This window comes from Amycolatopsis keratiniphila, from assembly GCF_000400635.2.
Taxonomy (GTDB): domain Bacteria; phylum Actinomycetota; class Actinomycetes; order Mycobacteriales; family Pseudonocardiaceae; genus Amycolatopsis; species Amycolatopsis keratiniphila.
Genome location: NC_021252.1, coordinates 4,562,009 through 4,582,595 on the forward strand (window position 1 = coordinate 4,562,009; position 20,587 = coordinate 4,582,595).

General features: G+C 69.6%; 19 protein-coding genes and 1 pseudogene. 14 read left to right on the top strand and 6 right to left on the bottom strand.

Annotated features, from left to right (window positions below):
* Positions 1-70: 70 nt before the first annotated feature.
* Positions 71-1,087, top strand: coding sequence for an alpha/beta fold hydrolase (locus AORI_RS61780; RefSeq protein WP_016334503.1), 1,017 nt, complete (start codon positions 71-73; stop codon positions 1,085-1,087).
* Here the strand turns inward: AORI_RS61780 and xylA are convergent.
* Positions 1,084-2,253, bottom strand: a complete 1,170-nt coding sequence (xylA, locus tag AORI_RS61785; protein ID WP_016334504.1) for a xylose isomerase — start codon at positions 2,251-2,253, stop codon at positions 1,084-1,086. The two genes, AORI_RS61780 and xylA, sit on opposite strands and share 4 nt — an antisense overlap.
* Before the next feature lie 93 nt (positions 2,254-2,346).
* Here xylA and AORI_RS61790 point away from each other — a divergent pair, with 93 nt between their 5' ends.
* A complete protein-coding gene (locus tag AORI_RS61790) occupies positions 2,347-3,522 on the top strand; it encodes an ROK family transcriptional regulator (RefSeq protein WP_016334505.1) in 1,176 nt (391 codons plus the stop codon).
* On the opposite strand, the gene AORI_RS61795 is transcribed toward AORI_RS61790, so the two are convergent.
* The gene (locus AORI_RS61795; protein ID WP_016334506.1) at positions 3,479-3,940 is read right to left on the bottom strand and encodes a hypothetical protein; all 462 of its coding nucleotides are present in this window, start codon (positions 3,938-3,940) and stop codon (positions 3,479-3,481) included. The two genes, AORI_RS61790 and AORI_RS61795, sit on opposite strands and share 44 nt — an antisense overlap.
* A 651-nt stretch (positions 3,941-4,591) precedes the next feature.
* The gene (locus AORI_RS61800) at positions 4,592-5,074 is read right to left on the bottom strand and encodes an Lrp/AsnC family transcriptional regulator (RefSeq protein WP_016334507.1); all 483 of its coding nucleotides are present in this window, start codon (positions 5,072-5,074) and stop codon (positions 4,592-4,594) included.
* Between the two features lie 135 nt (positions 5,075-5,209).
* On the opposite strand from AORI_RS61800, the gene pdhA reads away from it, so the two are divergent.
* From pdhA to AORI_RS61830, 6 genes and pseudogenes are all read left to right on the top strand, one after another.
* On the top strand, positions 5,210-6,298 hold the full coding sequence (gene pdhA / locus AORI_RS61805) for a pyruvate dehydrogenase (acetyl-transferring) E1 component subunit alpha (RefSeq protein ID WP_016334508.1): 1,089 nt from the start codon (positions 5,210-5,212) through the stop codon (positions 6,296-6,298).
* Positions 6,298-7,296, top strand: a complete 999-nt coding sequence (locus AORI_RS61810; RefSeq protein ID WP_016334509.1) for an alpha-ketoacid dehydrogenase subunit beta — start codon at positions 6,298-6,300, stop codon at positions 7,294-7,296. The genes pdhA and AORI_RS61810 overlap by 1 nt, the downstream gene beginning before the upstream one ends.
* Positions 7,289-8,482, top strand: coding sequence for a dihydrolipoamide acetyltransferase family protein (locus AORI_RS61815; RefSeq protein ID WP_016334510.1), 1,194 nt, complete (start codon positions 7,289-7,291; stop codon positions 8,480-8,482). Before AORI_RS61810 ends, AORI_RS61815 begins: the two co-directional genes overlap by 8 nt.
* 81 nt (positions 8,483-8,563) lie before the next feature.
* Entirely contained in the window at positions 8,564-9,952 is a 1,389-nt protein-coding gene (locus AORI_RS61820; RefSeq protein WP_016334511.1) for an MFS transporter, read from the top strand.
* Positions 9,861-10,136 (top strand): annotated as a pseudogene (locus AORI_RS61825) (VOC family protein); the annotation flags it as partial. The gene AORI_RS61820 and the pseudogene AORI_RS61825, both read left to right, overlap by 92 nt.
* Positions 10,137-10,214: 78 nt before the next feature.
* Positions 10,215-10,988 carry a PE-PPE domain-containing protein gene (locus AORI_RS61830; protein WP_016334513.1) on the top strand — a complete coding sequence of 258 codons (774 nt, stop codon included), beginning with the start codon at positions 10,215-10,217 and terminating at the stop codon, positions 10,986-10,988.
* 252 nt (positions 10,989-11,240) lie between these two features.
* Here AORI_RS61830 and fusA read toward each other — a convergent pair whose 3' ends face one another.
* On the bottom strand, positions 11,241-13,280 hold the full coding sequence (fusA, locus tag AORI_RS61835) for an elongation factor G (RefSeq protein ID WP_016334514.1): 2,040 nt from the start codon (positions 13,278-13,280) through the stop codon (positions 11,241-11,243).
* Positions 13,281-13,663: 383 nt separating this feature from the next.
* Here fusA and AORI_RS61840 point away from each other — a divergent pair, with 383 nt between their 5' ends.
* The 3 genes from AORI_RS61840 to AORI_RS61850 all read left to right on the top strand — a co-directional run bounded on the left by AORI_RS61840 (position 13,664) and on the right by AORI_RS61850 (position 16,889).
* A complete protein-coding gene (locus AORI_RS61840) occupies positions 13,664-14,683 on the top strand; it encodes a sigma-70 family RNA polymerase sigma factor (RefSeq protein WP_016334515.1) in 1,020 nt (339 codons plus the stop codon).
* A gap of 74 nt (positions 14,684-14,757) precedes the next feature.
* Positions 14,758-16,143 carry an MFS transporter gene (locus tag AORI_RS61845; protein ID WP_016334516.1) on the top strand — a complete coding sequence of 462 codons (1,386 nt, stop codon included), beginning with the start codon at positions 14,758-14,760 and terminating at the stop codon, positions 16,141-16,143.
* Positions 16,140-16,889 (top strand): isocitrate lyase/PEP mutase family protein, encoded by a 750-nt coding sequence (locus AORI_RS61850; RefSeq protein ID WP_016334517.1) that lies wholly within the window; start codon positions 16,140-16,142, stop codon positions 16,887-16,889. The genes AORI_RS61845 and AORI_RS61850 overlap by 4 nt, the downstream gene beginning before the upstream one ends.
* A gap of 27 nt (positions 16,890-16,916) precedes the next feature.
* On the opposite strand, the gene AORI_RS61855 is transcribed toward AORI_RS61850, so the two are convergent.
* On the bottom strand, positions 16,917-18,053 hold the full coding sequence (locus AORI_RS61855) for a serine hydrolase domain-containing protein (RefSeq protein ID WP_016334518.1): 1,137 nt from the start codon (positions 18,051-18,053) through the stop codon (positions 16,917-16,919).
* A 211-nt stretch (positions 18,054-18,264) separates the two neighbouring features.
* Here AORI_RS61855 and AORI_RS61860 point away from each other — a divergent pair, with 211 nt between their 5' ends.
* A complete protein-coding gene (locus AORI_RS61860; RefSeq protein WP_016334519.1) occupies positions 18,265-18,759 on the top strand; it encodes a hypothetical protein in 495 nt (164 codons plus the stop codon).
* On the opposite strand, the gene AORI_RS61865 is transcribed toward AORI_RS61860, so the two are convergent.
* Positions 18,756-19,106 carry a hypothetical protein gene (locus tag AORI_RS61865; protein ID WP_043848856.1) on the bottom strand — a complete coding sequence of 117 codons (351 nt, stop codon included), beginning with the start codon at positions 19,104-19,106 and terminating at the stop codon, positions 18,756-18,758. The two genes, AORI_RS61860 and AORI_RS61865, sit on opposite strands and share 4 nt — an antisense overlap.
* Before the next feature lie 70 nt (positions 19,107-19,176).
* Here AORI_RS61865 and AORI_RS61870 point away from each other — a divergent pair, with 70 nt between their 5' ends.
* Entirely contained in the window at positions 19,177-19,572 is a 396-nt protein-coding gene (locus AORI_RS61870) for a GntR family transcriptional regulator (RefSeq protein ID WP_016334521.1), read from the top strand.
* The gene (locus tag AORI_RS61875; RefSeq protein WP_016334522.1) at positions 19,569-20,585 is read left to right on the top strand and encodes a DUF1648 domain-containing protein; all 1,017 of its coding nucleotides are present in this window, start codon (positions 19,569-19,571) and stop codon (positions 20,583-20,585) included. The genes AORI_RS61870 and AORI_RS61875 overlap by 4 nt, the downstream gene beginning before the upstream one ends.
* The last annotated feature ends 2 nt before the right edge of the window (positions 20,586-20,587 follow it).

A 20,587-nucleotide genomic window follows, 5' to 3' on the forward strand; every position in this document is an offset into this window, starting at 1 on the left:
GACGGTCGCCGCATCCGGAGCCGTCCGCCTAATTTCATCCCGTACCAGGCGTTTCGCGGGAGGAATCAGGATGCTCAGCAGGAGAAGGTTCGCGCAGGCCGTCGTCGCCGCGACAGCGGGTGCCACCGTCGTGGGCTGCTCGGCCCCACCCGCGGCGACCCCGGCGGCGGCACCCGCCGCGACCGGCGGGAACACCTCGTTCGGCCCGCTCAAGCAGATCGACGCCGGGGAATTGAGCATCGGTTATGCCGAAGCCGGCCCCGCCGCCGGACCGGTGGTGGTCCTCCTGCACGGCTGGCCCTACGACATCCACAGCTACGTCGACGTGACCCCGCGCCTGGTCGCGGCGGGCTACCGGGTGATCGTGCCGTTCCTGCGCGGCTACGGGCCGACGCGGTTCCTGTCGAAGGACACGTTCCGCAACGGCCAGCAGTCCGCGATCGCCGCCGACATCGTCGCGCTGCTGGACGCGCTCAAGATCGAGAAGGCCGTCTTCGGCGGCTTCGACTGGGGCGCCCGCACCGCCGTGATCATCGCCGCGCTGTGGCCGGAGCGGTGCAAGGCGCTCGTGTCGGTGAGCGGCTACCTGGTGACCAACCGGGAGACGAACAAGCAGCCGCTCTCCCCGACCGCCGAGCTCGGCTGGTGGTACCAGTACTACTTCGCCACCGAGCGCGGCATCCTCGGGTACACGAAGAACCGGCACGACTTCAACAAGCTGATCTGGAAGATCGCGTCGCCGAAGTGGCCCTTCGACGACGCGACCTACGACCGTTCGGCGGCCTGCTTCGACAACCCGGACCACGTGGCCATCGTGATCCACAACTACCGGTGGCGGCTGAGCCTCGCCGAGGGCGACCCGAAACTCGACGCGCTCGAACAGAAGCTCGCGCAGGGACCGGCGGTTTCGGTGCCCACCATCACCATCGGCAGCGACTTCGACGGCCCGAACACCGACGGCAAGGCATACCGGTCGAAGTTCTCCGGCAAGTACGAGCACCGCGTCCTCAACGGGATCGGCCACAACGTGCCGCAGGAGGCGCCGGAGGAGTTCGCCAAGGCCGTCATCGACGTCGACCGGTTCTAGCGGGCTCCGGTGAGGTGTTCGAGGGCCAGCTGGGACAGGCGGATGAAGCCGTAACCGCGTTCCGCCGCCTTGTCCGGGTCGAAGTCCTCGAACGCCGACCGGTCCGCCAGCAGATCCGCCGCCGTCTCGCCCTCGTTCAGGGTCGGCGTCGCGAGCTCGGGGACGAGGGCGGCGTCCAGCGCGGCCCGCACCTCGGGATCGGCCCGGAACGCGCGGGAACGCTCGGCGAACAGCAGATAGCCGGCCATGTTCGCCTCGGCGCTGGCCCACACGCCGTCCATGTTCTCCGTGCGCAGCGGTTTGTAGTCGAAGTGGCGGGGCCCGTCGTAGCCGCCGTGCTCCAGCAGGTCGACCAGGAAGAACGACGACAGCACGTCGCCGTGACCGAACACGAGGTCCTGATCGAACCGAGGGCCGCGCTGGCCGTTGAGGTCGATGTGGAACAGCTTGCCCTGCCACAGGGCCTGCCCGATGCCGTGGACGATGTTGAGCCCGGCCATCTGCTCGTGCCCGACCTCGGGGTTCACGCCGACGATCTCGTGGTTGTCGAGCGTGGAGATGAAGGCGAGCGCGTGGCCGATGGTCGGCAACAGGATGTCGCCGCGAGGTTCGTTCGGCTTCGGTTCGAGCGCGAGCCGGAGGCCGTAGCCCTGGTCGAGGACGTACTGGGCGAGGAAGTCGATGCCCTCGCGGTAGCGGTCCATCGCCGCGCGGACGTCCTTCGCGGCGTCCGTCTCGCTGCCTTCGCGGCCGCCCCAGAGCACGAACGTCGACGCGCCGAGCTCGGCCGCGAGGTCGAGGTTCCGCAGCACCTTCCGCAGCGCGTACCGGCGGACGTCGCGGTCGTTGCTGGTCAGTCCGCCGTCCTTGAAAACGGGGTGGCTGAACAGGTTCGTGGTCACCATCGGGACCACGAGGCCGGTCTCGGCGAGCGCGCCCTGGAAGCGCTTCAGCTGCCGCGCGCGGTCCGCGTCCGCCGAACCGAACGGAACGAGGTCGTCGTCGTGGAAGGTGATCCCCCAGGCGCCGAGGTCCGAGAGGCGGTGCACGGCCTCGACCGGGTCGAGCTGAGGGCGGCTCGCCGGGCCGAACATGTCGTTCGCCTGCCAGCCCACGGTCCACAGCCCGAAGCTGAACTTGTCCTCACGCGTCGGTGCCTGAGCCATCTCGCCTCCAATTAGTTTGATGCCTGAACTTATCGACGCCCGGCCCGGCGGGTCAAGGCTTTCGTTCAGACATCGAACGAATACAATCGCGCGATGATCGGCACGCGCCCGGCGGGACAGCACACCGTGCGGCAGCACAACGCCGCGCTCGTCCTCGGGGCGATCGCGGACGGTCCCGGCACGTCGCGGGCGGGCCTCGCGGCCGCCACCGGCCTCACGAAGGCGACCGTGTCGAGCGTGGTCGACCGGTTGATCGCGGCGGACCTCGTGGCCGAAGGCGAACCGGAGCAACGCGTCGGCCCCGGACGGCGCGGCACCGTCGTGTCGCTCTCCCCCACCGGCCCGCACGGACTCGGCATCGAGATCGGCGTCGACTACCTGGCGTCCTGTCTCGTCGATCTGACCGGCGCCGTCCGGGCGCAGGAGGTCCGATACGCGGACAATCGCACGCCACGGGTTTTCCAGCGCGTGTCGGCGTTTCTGCGCAAAGCCCGGAAGCAGGCGGACGCCCTGGGCGTTCCGGTCGGCGGTGTCGGTATCGCGGTGCCGGGTCTGGTCGAATCCGGTCTCGTGCGGCTAGCCCCCAACCTGGGCTGGCGCGACGTCGACCTCGCGGACCGGCTCGGCGGGACGTTCACCGTCGCCAACGAAGCGAACTTCGCGGCACTCGCCGAACTCTGGCACGGCACGGCGTTGCCGGATTTCGTCCACGTGTCGGGTGAGATCGGGATCGGTGCGGGGATCGTGCTGGACCGGGCCCTCTTCGAAGGCGTCCGAGGCGCGGGCGGCGAGATCGGCCACCTGCCGGTGGCGCCCGACGGTCCGCCGTGTTCCTGCGGCGCGAACGGCTGTCTGGAACGCATGGCGGGCCAGGAGGAGATCCTGCGGCTCGCGGAGGCGGACACCGTGGACGAGCTGGTTTCCGCACTGGAGTCGGGCGACGACGGCGCGCTTTCCGCGGTGACCACCGCCGCGGGGCACCTCGGCGTCGGACTGTCCACTGTGGTCAATCTGATGGACGTCCCGGCGGTGGTGCTAGGCGGAACCTACGCGCGGCTGGAGCCGTGGCTGTGTGAGCCACTCCTCGCCGAACTGGAGCGGCGAGTGCCCAGCACGGCGTGGTCGCCGGTGCGCGTCGTCCGCTCGGCGCTCGGCACGGGAGCCGCCGTCCGCGGCGCCGCCGGCTCGGTGATCCGCGGCATCCTCGCCGACCCCGAGCACCATCTCACGACTCACTCGCCATCCGATCAGGACGCTCGGGATCGGTGACCCCGGGCAACGAGGCCTCGATGGACAGCGCGCGCTCCTCGATGTCCGCGCGCTGAACGCGCCGGGCGTAGGCGATGAGTTCGTCGCGGTCCGCGTGCGGGAGCCAGCCCTGTTCGCAGCCGGTCTCCAGCCGCACGAGGTAGCGCACCAGCTCCGCCGACTCGGCGCCGAACTCCCGCATGCGGCGCGTCAGCAGTTCCGCCGCGGCGAGGTAGCCGTTGTTCCAGGCGTGGACCGCCAGCAGTTGCGCGGTCGCGGCGAGGATGTCGCCGAGGTGGAACCCGCCCTCCGCGGCGAGATGCCCGGCGATCCGGAAACTGCGTCTGCCCTCGCCGACCGGCCCCTCCTCGCGAATCGCTTCGAGCAGCGCCCCGATCTGCCGCGTCAGGTAGTCCTGACCCGCGTCCTCCACCGTCACCGCATTCCTCCACCCAGTCGCCGCGATCGCAGGAAGGTGTCAATGGGGTGCAGGCCAGATACATCGAATGCCGAACCGTTATCACCCGAATGGCGTGTGCCGGTCAACAGGGTGCCACCGCTCCGGTCTCGCCCGCGGGGCACCAACCCGGATGCTCGCGGAGCCACTTGTCGCGCTGCTTCTCGACGTCGCGTTGCGTCATCCCACGTCCCGCTTTGACGCAGCCGCCGGTCCGGCATTTGGTGTTCGTCCCTGGCTCGTAGCAGTGATCCTGTTCTTGCGGCAGGCCGCTCTGCGCTGGTCCGTCTTCGTTTTGACGGGCACCTTGCTCGTGGTCGGTGCGGCGGTGACGGTTGCGGGACGCGACGCCGGTTCCGACCGCGCGCAGGCAGGCGTCGCGAAGACGACCGCCGCGACCGCCATGAGGACCAGCACACGCGCCACGTTCCCTCCGCCTCCGCCACCGAACCCGCCTGTATTCGGCGGAAGCGCGGAGAGCGTTACAGCGTCAGCGGCTGCCGGGCGCGAGCGCGACCGGTGGCCGACGAGGTGACGGGGGGAAGATTCCGGACGTTCAACGGCCGGAATCTTCCCCCGTCGACCGCCAATCACGCCAGTGGGTAGGTAAATCCGAGTCCGTTAGAACCGCCCTCACCACTCACGAGGGGCGACGCCCGGCTGCTCCTCGAAGATCAGCCAGGTCCGCGTCGAGCGCACGCCGTCCAGCGCCTGCAACCGTTCCAGGACGACGTCCCGCAGCGAAGCGTTGTCCGGCGTCTGCACCAGCAGCAGGATGTCGAAATCGCCACCGACGAGCGAGACGTGCTCGACGAACGGGATTTCCCGCAGCTCGGCGGACATCGTGCGCCACGACGTCTGCTCGACGGTGATCAGGATGTACGCGCTCGTTCCGAGCCCTGCCCGCCGCGGATCGATACGGGCGCCGAAGCCGGTGATGACGCCTTCGGACATCAGCCTCTCCAGCCTCGCGTAGGCGTTGGTGCGCGAGATGTGCAGCCGTTCCGCCAGTGCCCGGACGGCGAGCCTGCCGTCCGCGGTCAGCTCGGCGAGGATGGCCCGATCGATGTCGTCGAGGGCAAGGACCGTTCGTCCCGGATCCGGCCGGTGAGCCACGCCACTACTGGACGGTCGGTCCGGCTGAACCGATTCTGCGGGCAGTTTGTCGCTCATTTCGCACGCCTCTTGAACACTGGGACTCCGGAAACCACCATCTCAGCATCATATGTCTGTGAAAGGTGGTGCTGCGCCATGTCGCGGGAGACCCCTGCCGCCGCGTTGCTGCCGTCCGGAACCCCGGTGCGGTTCCTCGCCGAGGACGGCACACGCGTCAACGAGCACGGTGGCTACACCGTGCCGCCGTCCGAACGGCTCGTCGAGGCCTACCGGCTGATGGTGCTCGGCCGCCGGTTCGACGCGCAGGCGACCGCGCTGACCAAGCAGGGCCGCCTCGCCGTGTACCCGTCCAGCGCCGGCCAGGAGGCCTGCCAGGTCGCGAGCGCGCTCGCCCTCACCGACGCCGACTGGCTCTTCCCCACCTACCGCGATTCGGTCGCGCTGGTCGCTCGCGGCCTCGAACCCGGCGAGATCCTGACGCTGCTCCGCGGCGACGCGCACTGCGGCTATGACCCCGCCAAGACGCGGGTCGCTCCCCAGTGCACCCCGCTGGCGACACAGACCCTCCACGCCGCCGGGCTCGCCCACGCGATGCAACGCCGGGGCGAGGACGCCGTCGCGTTCGCGCTCATCGGCGACGGCGCCACCAGTGAGGGCGACTTCCACGAGGCACTCAACTTCGCCGCCGTGTTCAAGGCGCCGGTGGTGTTCTTCGTGCAGAACAACGGGTTCGCGATCTCGGTGCCGTTCGAGAAGCAGAGCGCCGCGCCCGCGCTGGCGTACAAGGGCGTCGGCTACGGCGTCCGCTCCGAACAGGTCGACGGCAACGACGCCCTCGCCGTCCTGTCCGTGCTGGACGACGCCGTCGCGCACGCGCGTTCCGGTCGCGGGCCGGTCCTGGTGGAGGCGCACACCTACCGGATCGACGCGCACACCAACGCCGACGACGCCACCCGTTACCGCGACCAGGCCGAGGTCGAGAAATGGCGCGCGGCCGACCCGGTTCGCCGCCTCCAGACCTACCTGACCAACGAGAACCTGTTGTCCGACAACGACATCGAGCGATTCCGAGCCGAAGCCGAGACGTTCGCCGCCGGAGTGCGCGACACCCTCAACGCCGACGTCGAGCCGGATCCGTTGTCGCTGTTCGAGCACGTGTACGCCGTCCCGACCCGTCAGCTGGCCGCCCAGCGGGCGCTGGTCGCGGCCGAACTGGAGGCCTGATGTCCGAGATCTCGATGGCACAAGCGCTCAACGCCGCTCTGCGTGACGCGGTGAAGGACGACGACCGTGTGCTGATCTTCGGTGAGGACGTCGGCCCGCTCGGCGGCGTGTTCCGGGTGACCGACGGCATCACCGCCGACTTCGGCGAGGAACGCTGTTTCGACACGCCCTTGGCCGAGTCCGGCATCGTCGGGTTCGCGGTCGGCATGGCGATGGGCGGGTTCCGTCCGGTGGTCGAAATGCAGTTCGATGCCTTCGCCTACCCCGCCTTCGAGCAGATCACCTCGCACGTCGCGAAGCTGCGGAACCGCACCCGCGGTGCCTTGTCACTGCCGATGGTCATCCGGATCCCCTACGCGGGCGGGATCGGCGGCGTGGAACACCACTGCGATTCGAGCGAGGCCTACTACACCCACACGCCCGGCCTGCGCGTCGTCACGCCCGGCACTCCACAGGACGCCTACGACCTCCTGCGCGACGCGATCGACTCGCCGGATCCGGTGATCTTCCTCGAACCCAAATGCCGCTACTGGTCGAAGGAACCCGTGTCCTTCACCCGGGAGGGCGCGGCCATGGACCGCGCGGTCGTGCGCCGCGAGGGCAAGGACGTCACGCTCATCGCGTACGGCCCGATGGTCGCCACCGCGCTGGAGACCGCGGAGGCCGCGACCGCCGAGGGCTGGGACGTCGAGGTGGTCGATCTCCGGTCGCTGAGCCCGTTCGACGACGAGACCGTCGCCGCCTCGGTGCGCCGCACGGGACGCGCGGTCGTCGTCCACGAGGCCGCCGGGTTCGGCGGCTACGGCGCCGAGGTGGTCGCCAGGATCACCGAGCAGTGCTTTCACCAGCTGCACGCGCCCGTCCTGCGCGTGACCGGGCTCGACATCCCTTACCCGCCGCCGAAGCTGGAGCGTCATCAGCTTCCGGACGTCGACCGGATCCTGGACACCGTCGCCCGGCTGCAGTGGAACGACGAACCGGTGGTGGCCGGTGCCTGACTTCCTGCTCCCCGACCTCGGTGAAGGCCTGACCGAGGGCACCATCGTCACCTGGCTCGTCGCGGAGGGCGACACTGTCGGCGTCGACCAGCCCGTTGTCGAAATCGAGACCGCGAAGGCGGCCGTCGAGGTGCCGGTGCCGTTCGCCGGCGTCGTCACCCGCCTCCACGGCGAACCCGGCCAGTCGCTGCCCGTCGGCGCTCCCCTGCTCACCATCGGCCCCGGGTTCACCGAACCCGGCGTGACGACCGCGAGCGAGGGCAGCGGCAACGTCCTCATCGGCTACGGCACGACCACCACGACCAGGCGCCGCCGGACACGCACCGTCGTCGCCACCCCGGAGAAGCCGTCGAAAACGCCGGGCGTGATCTCGCCGTTCGTCCGCAAAATGGCCGCGGACAACAAGATCGACCTGACGAAGCTGACCGGCAGCGGACCGGGCGGCATCATCCGGCGCGCCGACGTCGAAGCGGCCCTCGCCGTCCCGGAGCAGCGAGACGGCGAGACACGGATCCCGCTGACCGGGGTCCGCAAGGCGGTCGCGGACAAGCTGACGACCTCGCGGCGGCAGATCCCGGAGGCGACGGTCTGGGTCGACGTCGACGCCACCGGGCTCGTCGCCGCGCGGAAGTCGCTCAACGCCTCGGCGCCGGATCGCCCGGTCAGCCTGCTCGGCCTCGTCGCCCGGTTCGCCGTCGCGGGCCTGCGGAAGTTCCCCGAGCTGAACTCCCGTGTCGAAGGCGACGAGATCGTCCAGCTCCGGGACATCAACCTCGGTTTCGCCGCGCAGACCGACCGCGGGCTCGTCGTGCCGGTGGTCCGCGACGCGGGCTCACTGTCCACAAGGGAGCTTTCGGCGGCGATCGGCGACCGGACCACACAGGCCAGGGAGGGAAAGCTCGGCCCGGCGGGCCTCACCGGCGGGACCTTCACGGTCAACAACTACGGGGTGTTCGGGGTGGACGGCTCGGCCGCGATCATCAATCACCCGGAGGCGGCGATCCTCGGTATCGGCCGGATCATCGACCGCGCCTGGGTGGTCGACGGCGAACTGGTGGCGCGGAAGATCTGCGAGCTGACGCTGGCGTTCGACCATCGGGTGTGCGACGGCGGGACCGCCGGCGGGTTCCTGCGGTTCGTCGCCGACTGCGTCGAATCGCCGGTCACCGCGCTCGGGGAGCTCTGAGCGGGTCGCACAACCCGCGGTTGTGACCCGCCAACGACGCGTTGTTCGACTTCGGGGCCACGGCTTGCTTTGATCTCGCGCGTGGGTGGGAGATCGCTGGGGCGACGGTTCGGCTGGCTGTGGGCGGCATACGCGGCGAGCGCGTTCGGGACCAGGTTCGCGTTCGACGCGTTCAGCCTGATCGCGATCGTGGTGCTCGGCGCGGGCACCGCCGAGGTGTCGCTGCTGGCGGCCACCGGCCTCGTCGTCGGCGCGGTGGTCGCGCTGCCGCTCGGCCCGTGGGTCGAGTTCCGGCGCAAACGGCCGGTGATGATCGCGATGGACCTCGTCCGGTGCGGGGCGCTGCTGACCGTGCCGGTGGCGTACGCGTTCGGGCTGCTCGGTTTCGGCCAGCTTCTCGCGGTGTCGGTCGTCGTCGCGGCGGCCGACATCACGTTCCTGGCCGCCAGCGGGGCTTTCCTCAAAACTCTGCTGCCCCGCGAAGACTTGCTGGTCGCGAATGCCCGGTTCGAGTCGACGACCTGGACGGCGACCGTGCTCGGGCCGCCGCTCGGTGGTTTCGCGGTCGGCCTGTTCGGGCCGGTGATCACGATCGCCACCGACGCGGTCAGCTATCTGCTTTCGGCGCTCGGGATCCGTGCCGTGGGCGGTTCGGAACCACCGCCCGCGAAGCCGGAAGGTCCCCGGCTGACCGGCCGCGACCTGCGGGAGGGCTGGCGGTTCATCCTCGCCCATCCGTTGCTGCGTCCCCTGTTCGTCAACACGATCGTGGTGAACGGCCTGATCATGGCGACCGCGCCGCTGTTCGCCGTGCTGATGCTCGGGCAGCTCGGCTTCGCGCCATGGGAGTACGCGGTCGCCTTCGCCGTGCCCTGCCTCGGCGGGCTGATCGGGGCGCGACTCTCCCGGCCCTTCGTCGCGCGGTACGGCCGGGGCAAGGTCCTGTTCGTCTTCGGCTGGCTGCGGGTCTGCTGGCCTGTTTGGCTCGTCTTCATCCAGCCCGGTGTGCCCGGCCTGATCCTGGTCATCGTCGTCGAACTCTGCCTGATCACCTGTATCGGTGTGTTCAACCCGGTACTCGCCACCAGCAGGCTCGAACAAGTGCCCCTCGACCGCGCGGCCCGCACGCTTTCGGCCTGGTCGATCGCCGGGAAGCTCACCACCGCCGGCCTGACCGCGCTGTGGGGTCTGCTCGCCATGTTCACCGGCCCGCGCGCCGCGGTCGGCATCGCCGGGGCGCTCATGCTGGCGACGCCGCTCCTGCTCCCCCGAAACCGTCGGACCCCTGTGCCAGTATCCGGGCATGTCGATCAACAGAGTGGTCACCGACCTCGAGACACGGACGCTGGAGGAGGCGAAGGCCTTCTACGTACAGGTTCTCGGCTTCGAGGTGGTGATGGATCACGGCTGGATCGTGACCCTGGCCGATCCGGAGCGGCCGGAGGTCCAGCTGAGCCTCATGACCCATGACGAAACGGCACCCGTCGTGCCGATCGCTTCGATCGAGGTCGACGACGTCGACGCGCGCTACGCGGCGGCCAAGGCCTCCGGTGCCGAGATCGTGCACGAACTGACCGACGAACCGTGGGGTGTCCGGCGGTTCTTCGTCCGGGATCCGAGCGGCCACGTGGTCAACGTCCTGTCCCACCGCTGATGCCCGAAGGGGGTTTCATCAAAATTTCATGACTCGTCCCTAGCGTTCGACCACGCACCGTAGTCGAACGAAAGGACGATGAATGTGAAGAAACTCAGGGGGGTCTTGGCGGCGGCCGCACTGGCCACCGGCTTGATCAGCGTCATGGCGCCGTCCGCCCAAGCCGACCAGGCGCGCTACTACATCCTCGTCGGCGGCACTTGCGACGGGGCCGCGACCGTGTACAACGACGCCTGGTTGCGGGGCGGGATCAAGAAGGTGGTCCACTACCCGGCAGGGGCCGCCGGAGCACCGAACTGCGACCAGACGCCCATGGACCAGAGCGTCGCACGCGGGCACGAAGAGGCCCGCCGTGTCGTCCAGAGCTCGTTCGACGAGAACCCGGGGGCGGAATTCACCGTCGTCGGCTACTCGCAGGGCGCCCTCGTCGCGAACCTGGTGCTGAACGACATCGCCGACGGGAAACTGGCCGTGGACAAGTCGCGGTTCCGGGCGAAGATCTTCGCCGACCCGATGCAGCCCGTCGGTCCGCCGGGACGCGGGATCAGCGCGGTGCTCCCGGCGGGTACCGGGGCGCCGTCGCCGTTCGGCGGCTACGTGTCGTTCGGGCCCGGCCGCACCGACTTCGGCGGTATCCCGTTCATCCGCTACTGCATCGAAACCGACGGTGTCTGCCACTTCGACACCATCGAGGCGCCCGGCGGTTATTTCGCCCAGCACCTCTGCTACCAGTGGGCCCGTCCCACCGATCACCGTTCGATCATGGAGGACACGATCGCGGACGGCGTGTACACCAACGGATCGCACGCGCTGCCGCGGCAGAACTGCCGTCCTCCGTGGCCTTCGGTGTGACCGGCTGAGACGGCTGTCGCCCGGCGCCCGATAGCCGGGTGACAGCGATCCGGGCGACGGCCCGCCCACAGTGTCGTGGGCGGGCCATCGTCGGAACACTGCACCGCACTCGCGTGATTGAAGCCGGAACTCGCGTGATCAGAGGCGAAACACCGAGTGCGGCCTCCAATCACGCGAGTTACGTGCCCGATCACGCGAGTTACGTGTCTGATCACGTGAATGACGGACTTCGGACCACGGCGAAGGCGCGAACTACCGGACCGGCAGGCCCTCCGGTGCCGGAGCGTGGCCGACCGGCCGGGCGGTGAACGTGCCCCGCCCCTGGGTCCGGCTGCGCAGCCGCGTCGCGTAGCCGAAAAGTTCGGCCAGCGGCACGGTCGCGGTGACCACGGTCGTTCCCGCGCGCACCACCGACCCCAGCACCCGGCCGCGCCGGGCAGCGAGGTCGCCGAGCACCACGCCGACGGCGCTTTCGGGCACCGTCACGGTCACTTCAGCGATCGGCTCCAGCAATGTCATCTCGCCGGCGGCCAACGCCGCCCGGAGCGCGAACCGCCCGGCCGCCCGGAACGCCGGTTCCGAAGAGTCCTTCAGGTGGGTCGCCCCGTCCGTCAGCGTGACCCGGACACCGGTCACCGGATGCCCGCCGAGCGGGCCTTCCGCCAGCGCGTCACGGCAACCCGCTTCGACGGCACGGACGTATTCCCGCGGCACCCGCCCACCGACCACAGTGGACTCGAACTCGAATTCCCCTTCCTCCAACGGTTCCGTGTCGATGACGATGTGGGCGAACTGCCCGGCACCGCCATCCTGTTTGACATGCCGGTGCACGAATCCGGACACGCCGCGCGCGACCGTCTCGCGGTAGGCGACCCGGGGCCGCCCGACACCGACGTCCAGCCCGTGGTCGCGCCGGATCTTCTCCACCGCCACCTCCAGATGCAGTTCGCCCATGCCCGACAACAGGGTCTGACCGGTCTCGCGATCGGTGCGGACGAGCAGCGACGGATCTTCCTCGACCAGCCGTGCCAACGCCGACATCAAGCGTTCGGTGTCGGTACCCGTCCGTGGTTCGACGGCGACCGAGACGACCGGATCGGCCGAGACGGGCGGTTCGAGCAGGAGCGGTTCCGACGGCGTGCACAGCGTCGCGCCGGGACGGACCGTCTTGAGCCCGACCACCGCGACGATGTCGCCCGCGACGGCGCTGTCCACCCTGGTGTGCCGGTCGGCCTGGACCCGCAGGATGCGGCCGATGCGCTCGATACGGCCACTGCCCACGTCCATCACCGCCTCCGAAGTCCGGATCGTGCCCGAATACACCCGCAGGAACGTCAGCCGCCCGGTGGCGGTCGCGTTCACCTTGAACGCCAGTGCCGCGAACGGCGCCGACGGATCGGCGGGACGTTCCTGGGTCGCGCCGTCGTACTCGCCCTGGACCGGCGGAACATCCGACGGTGCGGGCAGATACGCCACCACGGCTTCCAGCAACGGTTCCACCCCGCGGTTGCGGTAGGCCGAGCCGCACAGGACCACGACGCCGTCGCCGCTCCGGGTCAGCTCGCGCAGCGCCGAGACCAGCGTCATCGTCGACACCGCCGACGACACACAGAACTCCTCCAGCGCGCCCGGATGGGCTTCCGCCACGGCCTCGTCGAGCAGACGCCGTCGCCGGTCCGCTTCGTCCACAAGGGACTCCGGAATCGGACCTTCCTCGGCGGTCTCGGCACCATCCGCCCAGACGAGTGCCCGCATCCGCAGCAGGTCGACGACGCCCACGAAGCCGTCTTCCGCCCCGATCGGCAGCTGAACCACCAGCGGACGCGGATGCAGCCGCTCCCGGATGGACGCCACGGCGGCGTCCAGGTCGGCACCCGCACGGTCGAGTTTGTTGACGAACGCGATCCGCGGCACGCCGTGCCGATCGGCCTGACGCCACACCGATTCACTCTGCGGCTCGACGCCGGCGACACCGTCGAACACGGCGATCGCGCCGTCGAGCACCCGCAGCGACCGTTCGACCTCGTCGGAGAAATCGACGTGGCCGGGGGTGTCGATCAGGTTGACGCGATGGCCGTCCCACGTGCAGCTGACGGCGGCGGCGAAGATGGTGATGCCACGGTCTCGCTCCTGGGAATCGAAGTCGGTCACGGTCGTGCCGTCGTGGACCTCACCTCGTTTGTAGGTGGTGCCGGTGACGTACAGGATCCGTTCGGTGAGGGTGGTCTTGCCGGCGTCGACATGGGCGAGGATGCCCAGGTTGCGGACGGCGGACAGCGGGACGGTGCGCATGGCGCGGGCCTTTCGAAATGAACTGGCGGAAACTCCGACGGCGCGATTCGGCGAACGCGGACAGGCGCCTTTCACCGTTGCGCGGCAACGGGAAGGGGGCAGGCGTTCGTGAGACGGGCCGGTGCTAGCCGCGCGGCTGGCACCGGATGCGCGGAGACACCAGGATCACCTCGTAGCGAGCCGAGGGGACGACGACGGCGTGGTGATGACGCACGGTCCTGTCCTTCCTCGCCGGGGTGATTTCGTGGCGAGTGTAGCCACTCCGATGTGGACCGCGAACCGGTTTTCCGCGATTCCGGGGGAAACTGGTCGCCGACCGACCAGTTTCCGGCGACGGCGGTGTCCATCCCTTCGAGAGACACCACAAGAGGAGGGAACCCGGTATGCGGGTGGACGAGCTGCTGGCCCTGGCGAAGACCGGTGACGGCGAGGCGTTCCGTGACCTCGTCGCGCCGTACCGCCGTGAACTGCAGGTGCACTGCTACCGCATCCTGGGCTCGGTGCAGGACGCCGAGGACCTGCTGCAGGAGACGTTGCTGGCCGCGTGGCGCGGGATCGACGCGTACGAGGAACGCGCGTCCATCCGGACCTGGCTGTACCGGATCGCGACCAACCGCTGCCTCAACGCGCTGCGTGCGGGCGACCGCCGCCCGCACGACCACGCGGCCTACCGACCGGAGGTCCCCTTGCCCGAGCCGACGCGCCGCCGCCCGGAACCCAGCTGGCTGGAGCCGTACCCGGACCTGCTGCTCGCCGAGATCGCCGATCGGGTGCCCGGCCCGGAGGCGCGCTACGAGGCCAGGGAGTCGATCTCGCTCGCGTTCCTGGCGGCGCTCCAGCGACTTCCACCCCGGCAGCGGGCCGTGCTGGTCCTGCGTGACGTCCTCGGGTTCCGCGCCGCCGAGGTGGCGGGCATCCTCGACACCACCGAGAACGCCGTGACCAGCGCGCTGAACCGGGCCCGTTCGGCGCTGGCCAAGGAGATGCCGCCAGGTGAACGGGAGTCCGCTCCCCTGCCCGATTCCCCGCGCGAACGCCGGATCGTCGACGAGTTCACCCGTGCCTTCGAGAACGGCGACGTCGAGGCCATCGTGGCGCTTCTGACCGACGACGCCTGGCTGACCATGCCCCCGCTTCCGTTGGAGTACCAGGGCCCGGAGGCCGTCGGGCACTTCCTGGCGACCGTCGCGCTCTGCGATGGCCGCCGGTATTCGCTGATCCCGACCCGCGCCAACGGCCAGCCCGCCTTCGGCTGCTACCTCCGCGACCCGAGGACGCCCATCGGCCACGCGCACGGCGTGCTCGTCCTGGAGCTCGCGGGCGACCGGGTCACCGCGGTGACCCGGTTCCTCGACAACTCACTGCTCGCGGCCTTCGGGCTGCCCCGCTCGCTGCGCGGCTGACGCCCGCGTTCCCCTGGCCACGCCCCGCGGGGCGTGTGCCTCGTCATGCCCGGAAACCCTTCCAAGGAGAAATCTTGACCCCGAAACAGGCGTGGGTCCTGGCGCTCGCCTCATTGGCGTCGTTCATGATGGCGCTGGACAGCCAGGTCGTGACGACGGCGCTGGGCACGGTCCGCGAGGATCTGTCCGCGTCGATCGAGCAGCTCGAATGGATCGTCAACGCCTACAACCTCAGCTTCGCCGTCCTGCTGCTCACCGGGGCGGCACTCGGCGACCGGTTCGGCCGCCGCCGCATGTTCGTCACCGGGCTCACGGTCTTCACCCTCGCCTCGGTGGGCTGCGCGGTGTCCGAGGACATCGGCGCGCTGATCGTCGCGCGGGCGGTGCAGGGCGCCGGCGCCGCGATGGTGCTGCCGCTGTCGCTCACCCTGATCAGCGCGATCTTCCCGCCCGAGCGGCGGGGCAAGGCGATGGGACTGTATCTGGGGCTCACCGGACTGGCGACGTTCAGCGGCCCGTTCATCGGCGGGGTCATCGCCGAAGGGCTGGCGTGGCAGTGGATCTTCTGGCTCAACCTGCCGGTCGGCGTGGCCGCGGTCCTGCTGACGCTCCGGCGCGTCGACGAGAGCACCGGGCCGGGCCACCGGCTCGATCACGGCGGCGTCGTCCTGGTGTCACTGGGATCGCTGGGCATCGTTTGGGGCCTGGTCCGGGGAAACCTCGCGGGCTGGGACAGTGCGGAGGTCCTGGGCTCGCTGGCCCTCGGCGTCGCGCTGGTGATCGCCTTCGTGTGGTGGGAGCGCCGCAGCGAAGCGCCGATGCTGCCGATGCGGTTCTTCCGGCTGCGCGCCTTCTCGACGGCCAACGGGGCGAACTTCTGCGTCTTCGCCTCGCTGTACGGCACGTTGTTCTTCCTGCCCCAGTATTTCCAGACCGCGCAAGGTCTCGGACCGTTCGACGCGGGACTGCGGATGATGCCCTGGACCGCGACCCTGATGATCTGCGCGCCGCTCGCCGGCAAGCTGGCGGACAAGTACAGCGCGCGGACGTTCGTCACCATCGGATTGCTTCTGCAGACGATCGGCATGAGCTGGATCGTGCTGGTCGCCGAACCCGGCGCGGGTTACGCCATCCTGCTGCCGGGGCTGATCGTCAGCGGCGCCGGGATCACGTCGGCCATGCCCGCCGCACAGCGCTCGGCCGTCGGAGCGGTCCGGCCCGCCGAGATCGGTCAAGCCTCCGGCGCGTTCATGACGCTGCGGATCTTCGGCGGGGTCTTCGGGGTGGCGGTGGCGGTCGCCGTCTTCGCCGGTGCCGGAAGCCATCTGTCGCCCGAGGAGTTCGGCAGCGGTTTCACGGCCGCGATGGCCGCTGTCGTGGCGTTCGCCTTCGTCGGCATGCTCGTCGCTCTGCGCATGCCGGCCGCCCTGTCCAGTACCGATCGAGGAGGAAACCGATGACCGATCCGAAGACGCTGGCCGAAACACTCCGAGGCCTGCACAACGGGGAAATGCTCGTACTGCCGAACGTCTGGGACGCGGCGAGCGCCGAAATCGTGGTGGCCGCGGGCTTCCCCGCGATCGCCACGGCCAGTGCCGCCGTCTCGGCGATGCTCGGGTACCCCGACGGCGAAGGCGCGCCGTGGCGAGAGATGTTCGCGGCGGCGGCACGGATCGCCCGCGTGGTCCCGGTGCCGGTGACCGTGGACGCGGAAGCCGGTTACGGCCTGGCACCGGGGGAATTCGTGGACCGGCTGCTGGAGACGGGAGCCGTCGGCTGCAACCTGGAGGACACCGATCACCGGTCGGGCGGCCTGGCCGACGCGGACGCGCACGCCGAGCGGATCGCCGAGATCCGCTCGGCCGCGACCGGCACCGGGGTCCCGATCGTCGTCAACGCCCGGGTCGACACGTTCCTGGGCGACCGCGGGATCCCCGAGCCCGACCGGCTCGCCGAGACAGTCCGGCGAGGCAGGCTCTACCGGGAGGCCGGTGCCGACTGTGTGTACCCGATCGGGGTCCGGCGCCGGGACGACCTCGCCGCGCTGGTCACCGAACTCGGGTGCCCGGTGAACGGGAACGTCGGCGAGGAACTGGATCTGGCCGCGCTGCGCGAACTCGGTGTGGCACGGGTGTCTTACGGCCCGCGCTTCTATCGCGCGGCGCTGGAGGGATTCCGCACCGCGATCGGGAATCTAGTGGGGTGAGGCGTTGCGAAAGTGGCCTTCGCGTCGTCACTTGCAGAACGCGGTGTCCACAGTGGCCATGACGGCGTTGGAGCCCTTCTCCCCGTCGCCGAAGGTCCCCGGCATCGCGGTCACCGCGAGCCCGACGGTGCGGCCGTCGTCCGTGGCGCCACCGCGGGTTTCGAACCCGTGGATGTCCCCGCCGTGGCCCCAGTACACACCGCCGCAGCTGAGCTGGTTGCTCATCAGGCCGAGGCCGTACTTCGTGCCAGGGAACAGGGGCGCGTCGACCGTCTTCCGCATTTCGGCCAGCTGCGCGGCGGGCAGCAGCCTCCCTTCGAGCAGCACCCGGAAGAACTCGCCGAGGTCACTGGGCGTCGAGATCAGCTGACCGGCGGCACCGCCCCAGGACGGATCCAGCTCGGTCGCGTCGATCACCTTGCCGGTGGCGGAGTTGCCGATGGCATAGCCCTGCGGGTGCCGCCCCTGGATGGTCTGGTCACCGACCTGCGGCCAGTAGGTGTTCTTCAAACCCGCCTTCTTGATCACGCGTTCGGTGATCTGCTCCTGGAGCGGGCGCCCGGTCACCTTCTCGATCACCATGCCCGCCAGCAGGTACCCGGTGTTGCTGTACTCCCACTTGGTGCCGGGCGCGAACTTCGCCGGGTGGCTCAAGGCCGCGGCGAGCAGTTCGTGCGTGGGGAAATACCGGTGCTGAATCCGCTCGAAATCCTGAAGTCCCAGGTACTCGGTGTAGTTCGGCAGCCCGCTGGTGTGCTGCAGGAGGTGCCGGATGGTGATCTTGGTGGCATCGATGCCCTCCCCGCGCACGATGCCGGGCAGGTACTTCTCGATCGGCGCGTCCAGTTCGACCTTGCCCTCGGCCGCCAGTTGCAGGACGGCGACCGCCGTGAACGTCTTGGTGTTGCTGCCCGCCCGCACCCTGCCGTCACGCGGGACCGGGACCTGGCGGTCGATCCGCGACGAGCCCGCGACCAGCGACGTCGTCCGCCTGCCGTCGCTCACGGCGACCAGCGCGGCGGGGAATTTCTCCTGACGCACCAACGAGTCGAGGCTCTTCCGCAGCTCCGCTCCCTTGGTCGGCGCCGCGTCCGCCGCCGTCGTCCACGCGGCGCCCATCAGCCCCGCCACCGTCAGGACCACCACACCCTTGCGTACCGTCATTCGCACTCCTTCTCCGACGAGATCGACACTGACGACCTTGGCCGAACCTGGCGCGAAGATCAGCAGTGCAGGCTCCCGAATCCGGGGTGGTGCAGGCGCTACCCCACGAAATTTTTCGACCGGAATTCGTCCCACCATTGTCCGGGCGGGACGCGGCTGGCTAAGGTCAGTTCGGTAAGTGGACTAGACCACCCGAGGCCGGGAGGCGACGATGCCCCTCGACGAACAGCAGACCTGGGCACTGCTGCGAGAGCTGGACGAACCCGGCCACTGGGAGGTGCCGCACGACTTCGACGGACCGGCCGCTCGGGCCCGGTTCGAGCGGCTGGCCGAACGGCTCGAGCGACTCTTCGACTGTTCCTGCGAAGTCGACCGTCATGTCCAGGACGCCAGCCACCTCGGCCGGATCGTGATCCCCGCGGACGCGACCGCCGCACTGGACCAGGTGACCGTGACGGTCAGCAACTTCGGCGGCCTCGTCGCGGTGACCTTGGGAAATCCGGGCAGCTACGACGAAGACGAGGAACGCGAGTTCTTCCCGGCGTCGGTGCGAAGACGGCTCGAAGACGAGCTGGAAGCGCTCGGCTACCTGCCCGTCTCCGAACACCCGCTGTGGACCAAGTACACCGGGATCAGCGGTTTCGACGCCTTGTATCCACCGGACCGGCCGCCTTCGTGGTGGGACCGGTTCTTCGACTATCTCTAGACGAGCACGCCGACGAGATCCGCCGCGTTCGGCACGCTGACGAGCACCTCGTCGAACGGGAGCCCGGCGAGCCCGCGGTCGATCTCGATCCGCAACCCCGGCACACCCCTGCGCGCCGACACCAGCTGGCGCGTCCCCGTGCCCAGCCCCCAGTAACCCACCTTCAGCACTCCGCTGATCAGCGCCCCGGCCCGTCCCCCACGCGTCCGTCGCAGGGGCTCTTCGACGAGCTCGACAGCCTTGATCGCCGACGGCGGCACGACCACTTCGTCACGCCACACGGCCAGCCGCTCCCAGGACGAGAACCTCACCCGCATCCCGCCATCGGCGATGTCGATCGTCGCCATCATGACCACCTTCCACTCCAGCCAGCTGATGTAGTTGTTATATCAAGTGTATAGCAGATATCCTTGGCGGGTGTTGCTGACTCTCGACCTCGACAGCGAGGTTCCGATCTACCAGCAGATCCGCGACCGGATCGTCGAAGCCGTCGCCGACGGCACGCTCACCGAGGGCAGCGCCCTGCCCTCGACCCGGCAGCTCGGCGCCGACCTGGCGATCAACTTCCACACCGTCAACAAGGCCTACGACCTGCTGCGGACGCAGGGGTTCATCCGCATCAACCGCAAGACCGGCGCGGTCGTCCGGCGGGACGCGACCTCCGGTCCGGCGGACGACGGTTACGCGGACGAGTGGCAGGAGCGTCTGCGCACCCTGCTCGCCGAAGCCGTCGCTCTCGGCGTGGGCCCGCGCGAAGTGACGAGCCGATGCGAAGCGGTGTTGGACTCCTTCGCGGTGAGCGCGCGGCGATGATCTGGCTGCACCTGGCCTTGATCGCGTTCATCGCGGCGGCCTTCGGCTCCGCGCCCACGCTCGCCCGGCCGACACTCCCCTTCGGTGTCCGGATTCCGGCCAAGCGGTCCGGAGAGGCCGTCATCCTTCTCGCTCGCCGTCGCTACAACCGGGGTATCGGGCTGGGTGCGATCGTGGCCTGCGCCGTGGTGCTCTTCGGCTGGCTCGCGCCCGAGGTCGTCGTGCTCGCTCTCACCGCCGTCTACTCGCTGCTCGGCGGCCTGGCCCACCGCTCGATCGCCGCCGCGAAACGCGAGGAAGGCTGGTATTCCGGCACGCGCCAGGCAGTCAGCACCGACACCTCGCTGCGCTCGGATCCAGTCCGTCCACAGTGGATACTTTTGACGCCCTCGGTGGTGCTCGCGGTCGCCACGGCGGTCAGCGGATGGCTCGCCGGTGCGGCGGGCTTCTCGACGGTCTTCGCGCCGATCGCCGTCATCGTGCTGACCTCGCTCATGGCCGTCGCGATCTCACGGGCCAGGCCGGAGATCGATGCCGCACAACCTGCGGTTTCGGCCTCGCGATACCGGGAGTATCTGCACGGCGTTCTCGCACTGCTGCTGATCTCGGCGGGCTGTGTCAACGCGACCCTGCTCGTCGTCTCGCTTCAGCGGTGGGGTGTCGTCGAGACGACGGTGCCGGTGACGATCGTGGCGTACCTCCCGCTCGCCGCCGCGTTCATCGCGTGGCTCGGTTTCACCGTGCGGACGGGGGACGCCGGGCATCGGTTGCCGCGCGCCGGCGACGAACCGGAGACCCGCTACGAACAGCGTGACGACGACCGCCACTGGTACGCGGCCGGGATGGTCTACCTGAACCGGAACGATCCGGCGCTGCTGGTGCACCGGCGGGTCGGGACCTACTGGACGCTCAACCTCGGGCATCCGATCGCCTGGGTCGTCCTCGCCGCGGTCGCGGTGGCCGGGGTGCTCACCGCGCTCGGCATCGTCACACTGCCCGAGAAGGGCACCTGATC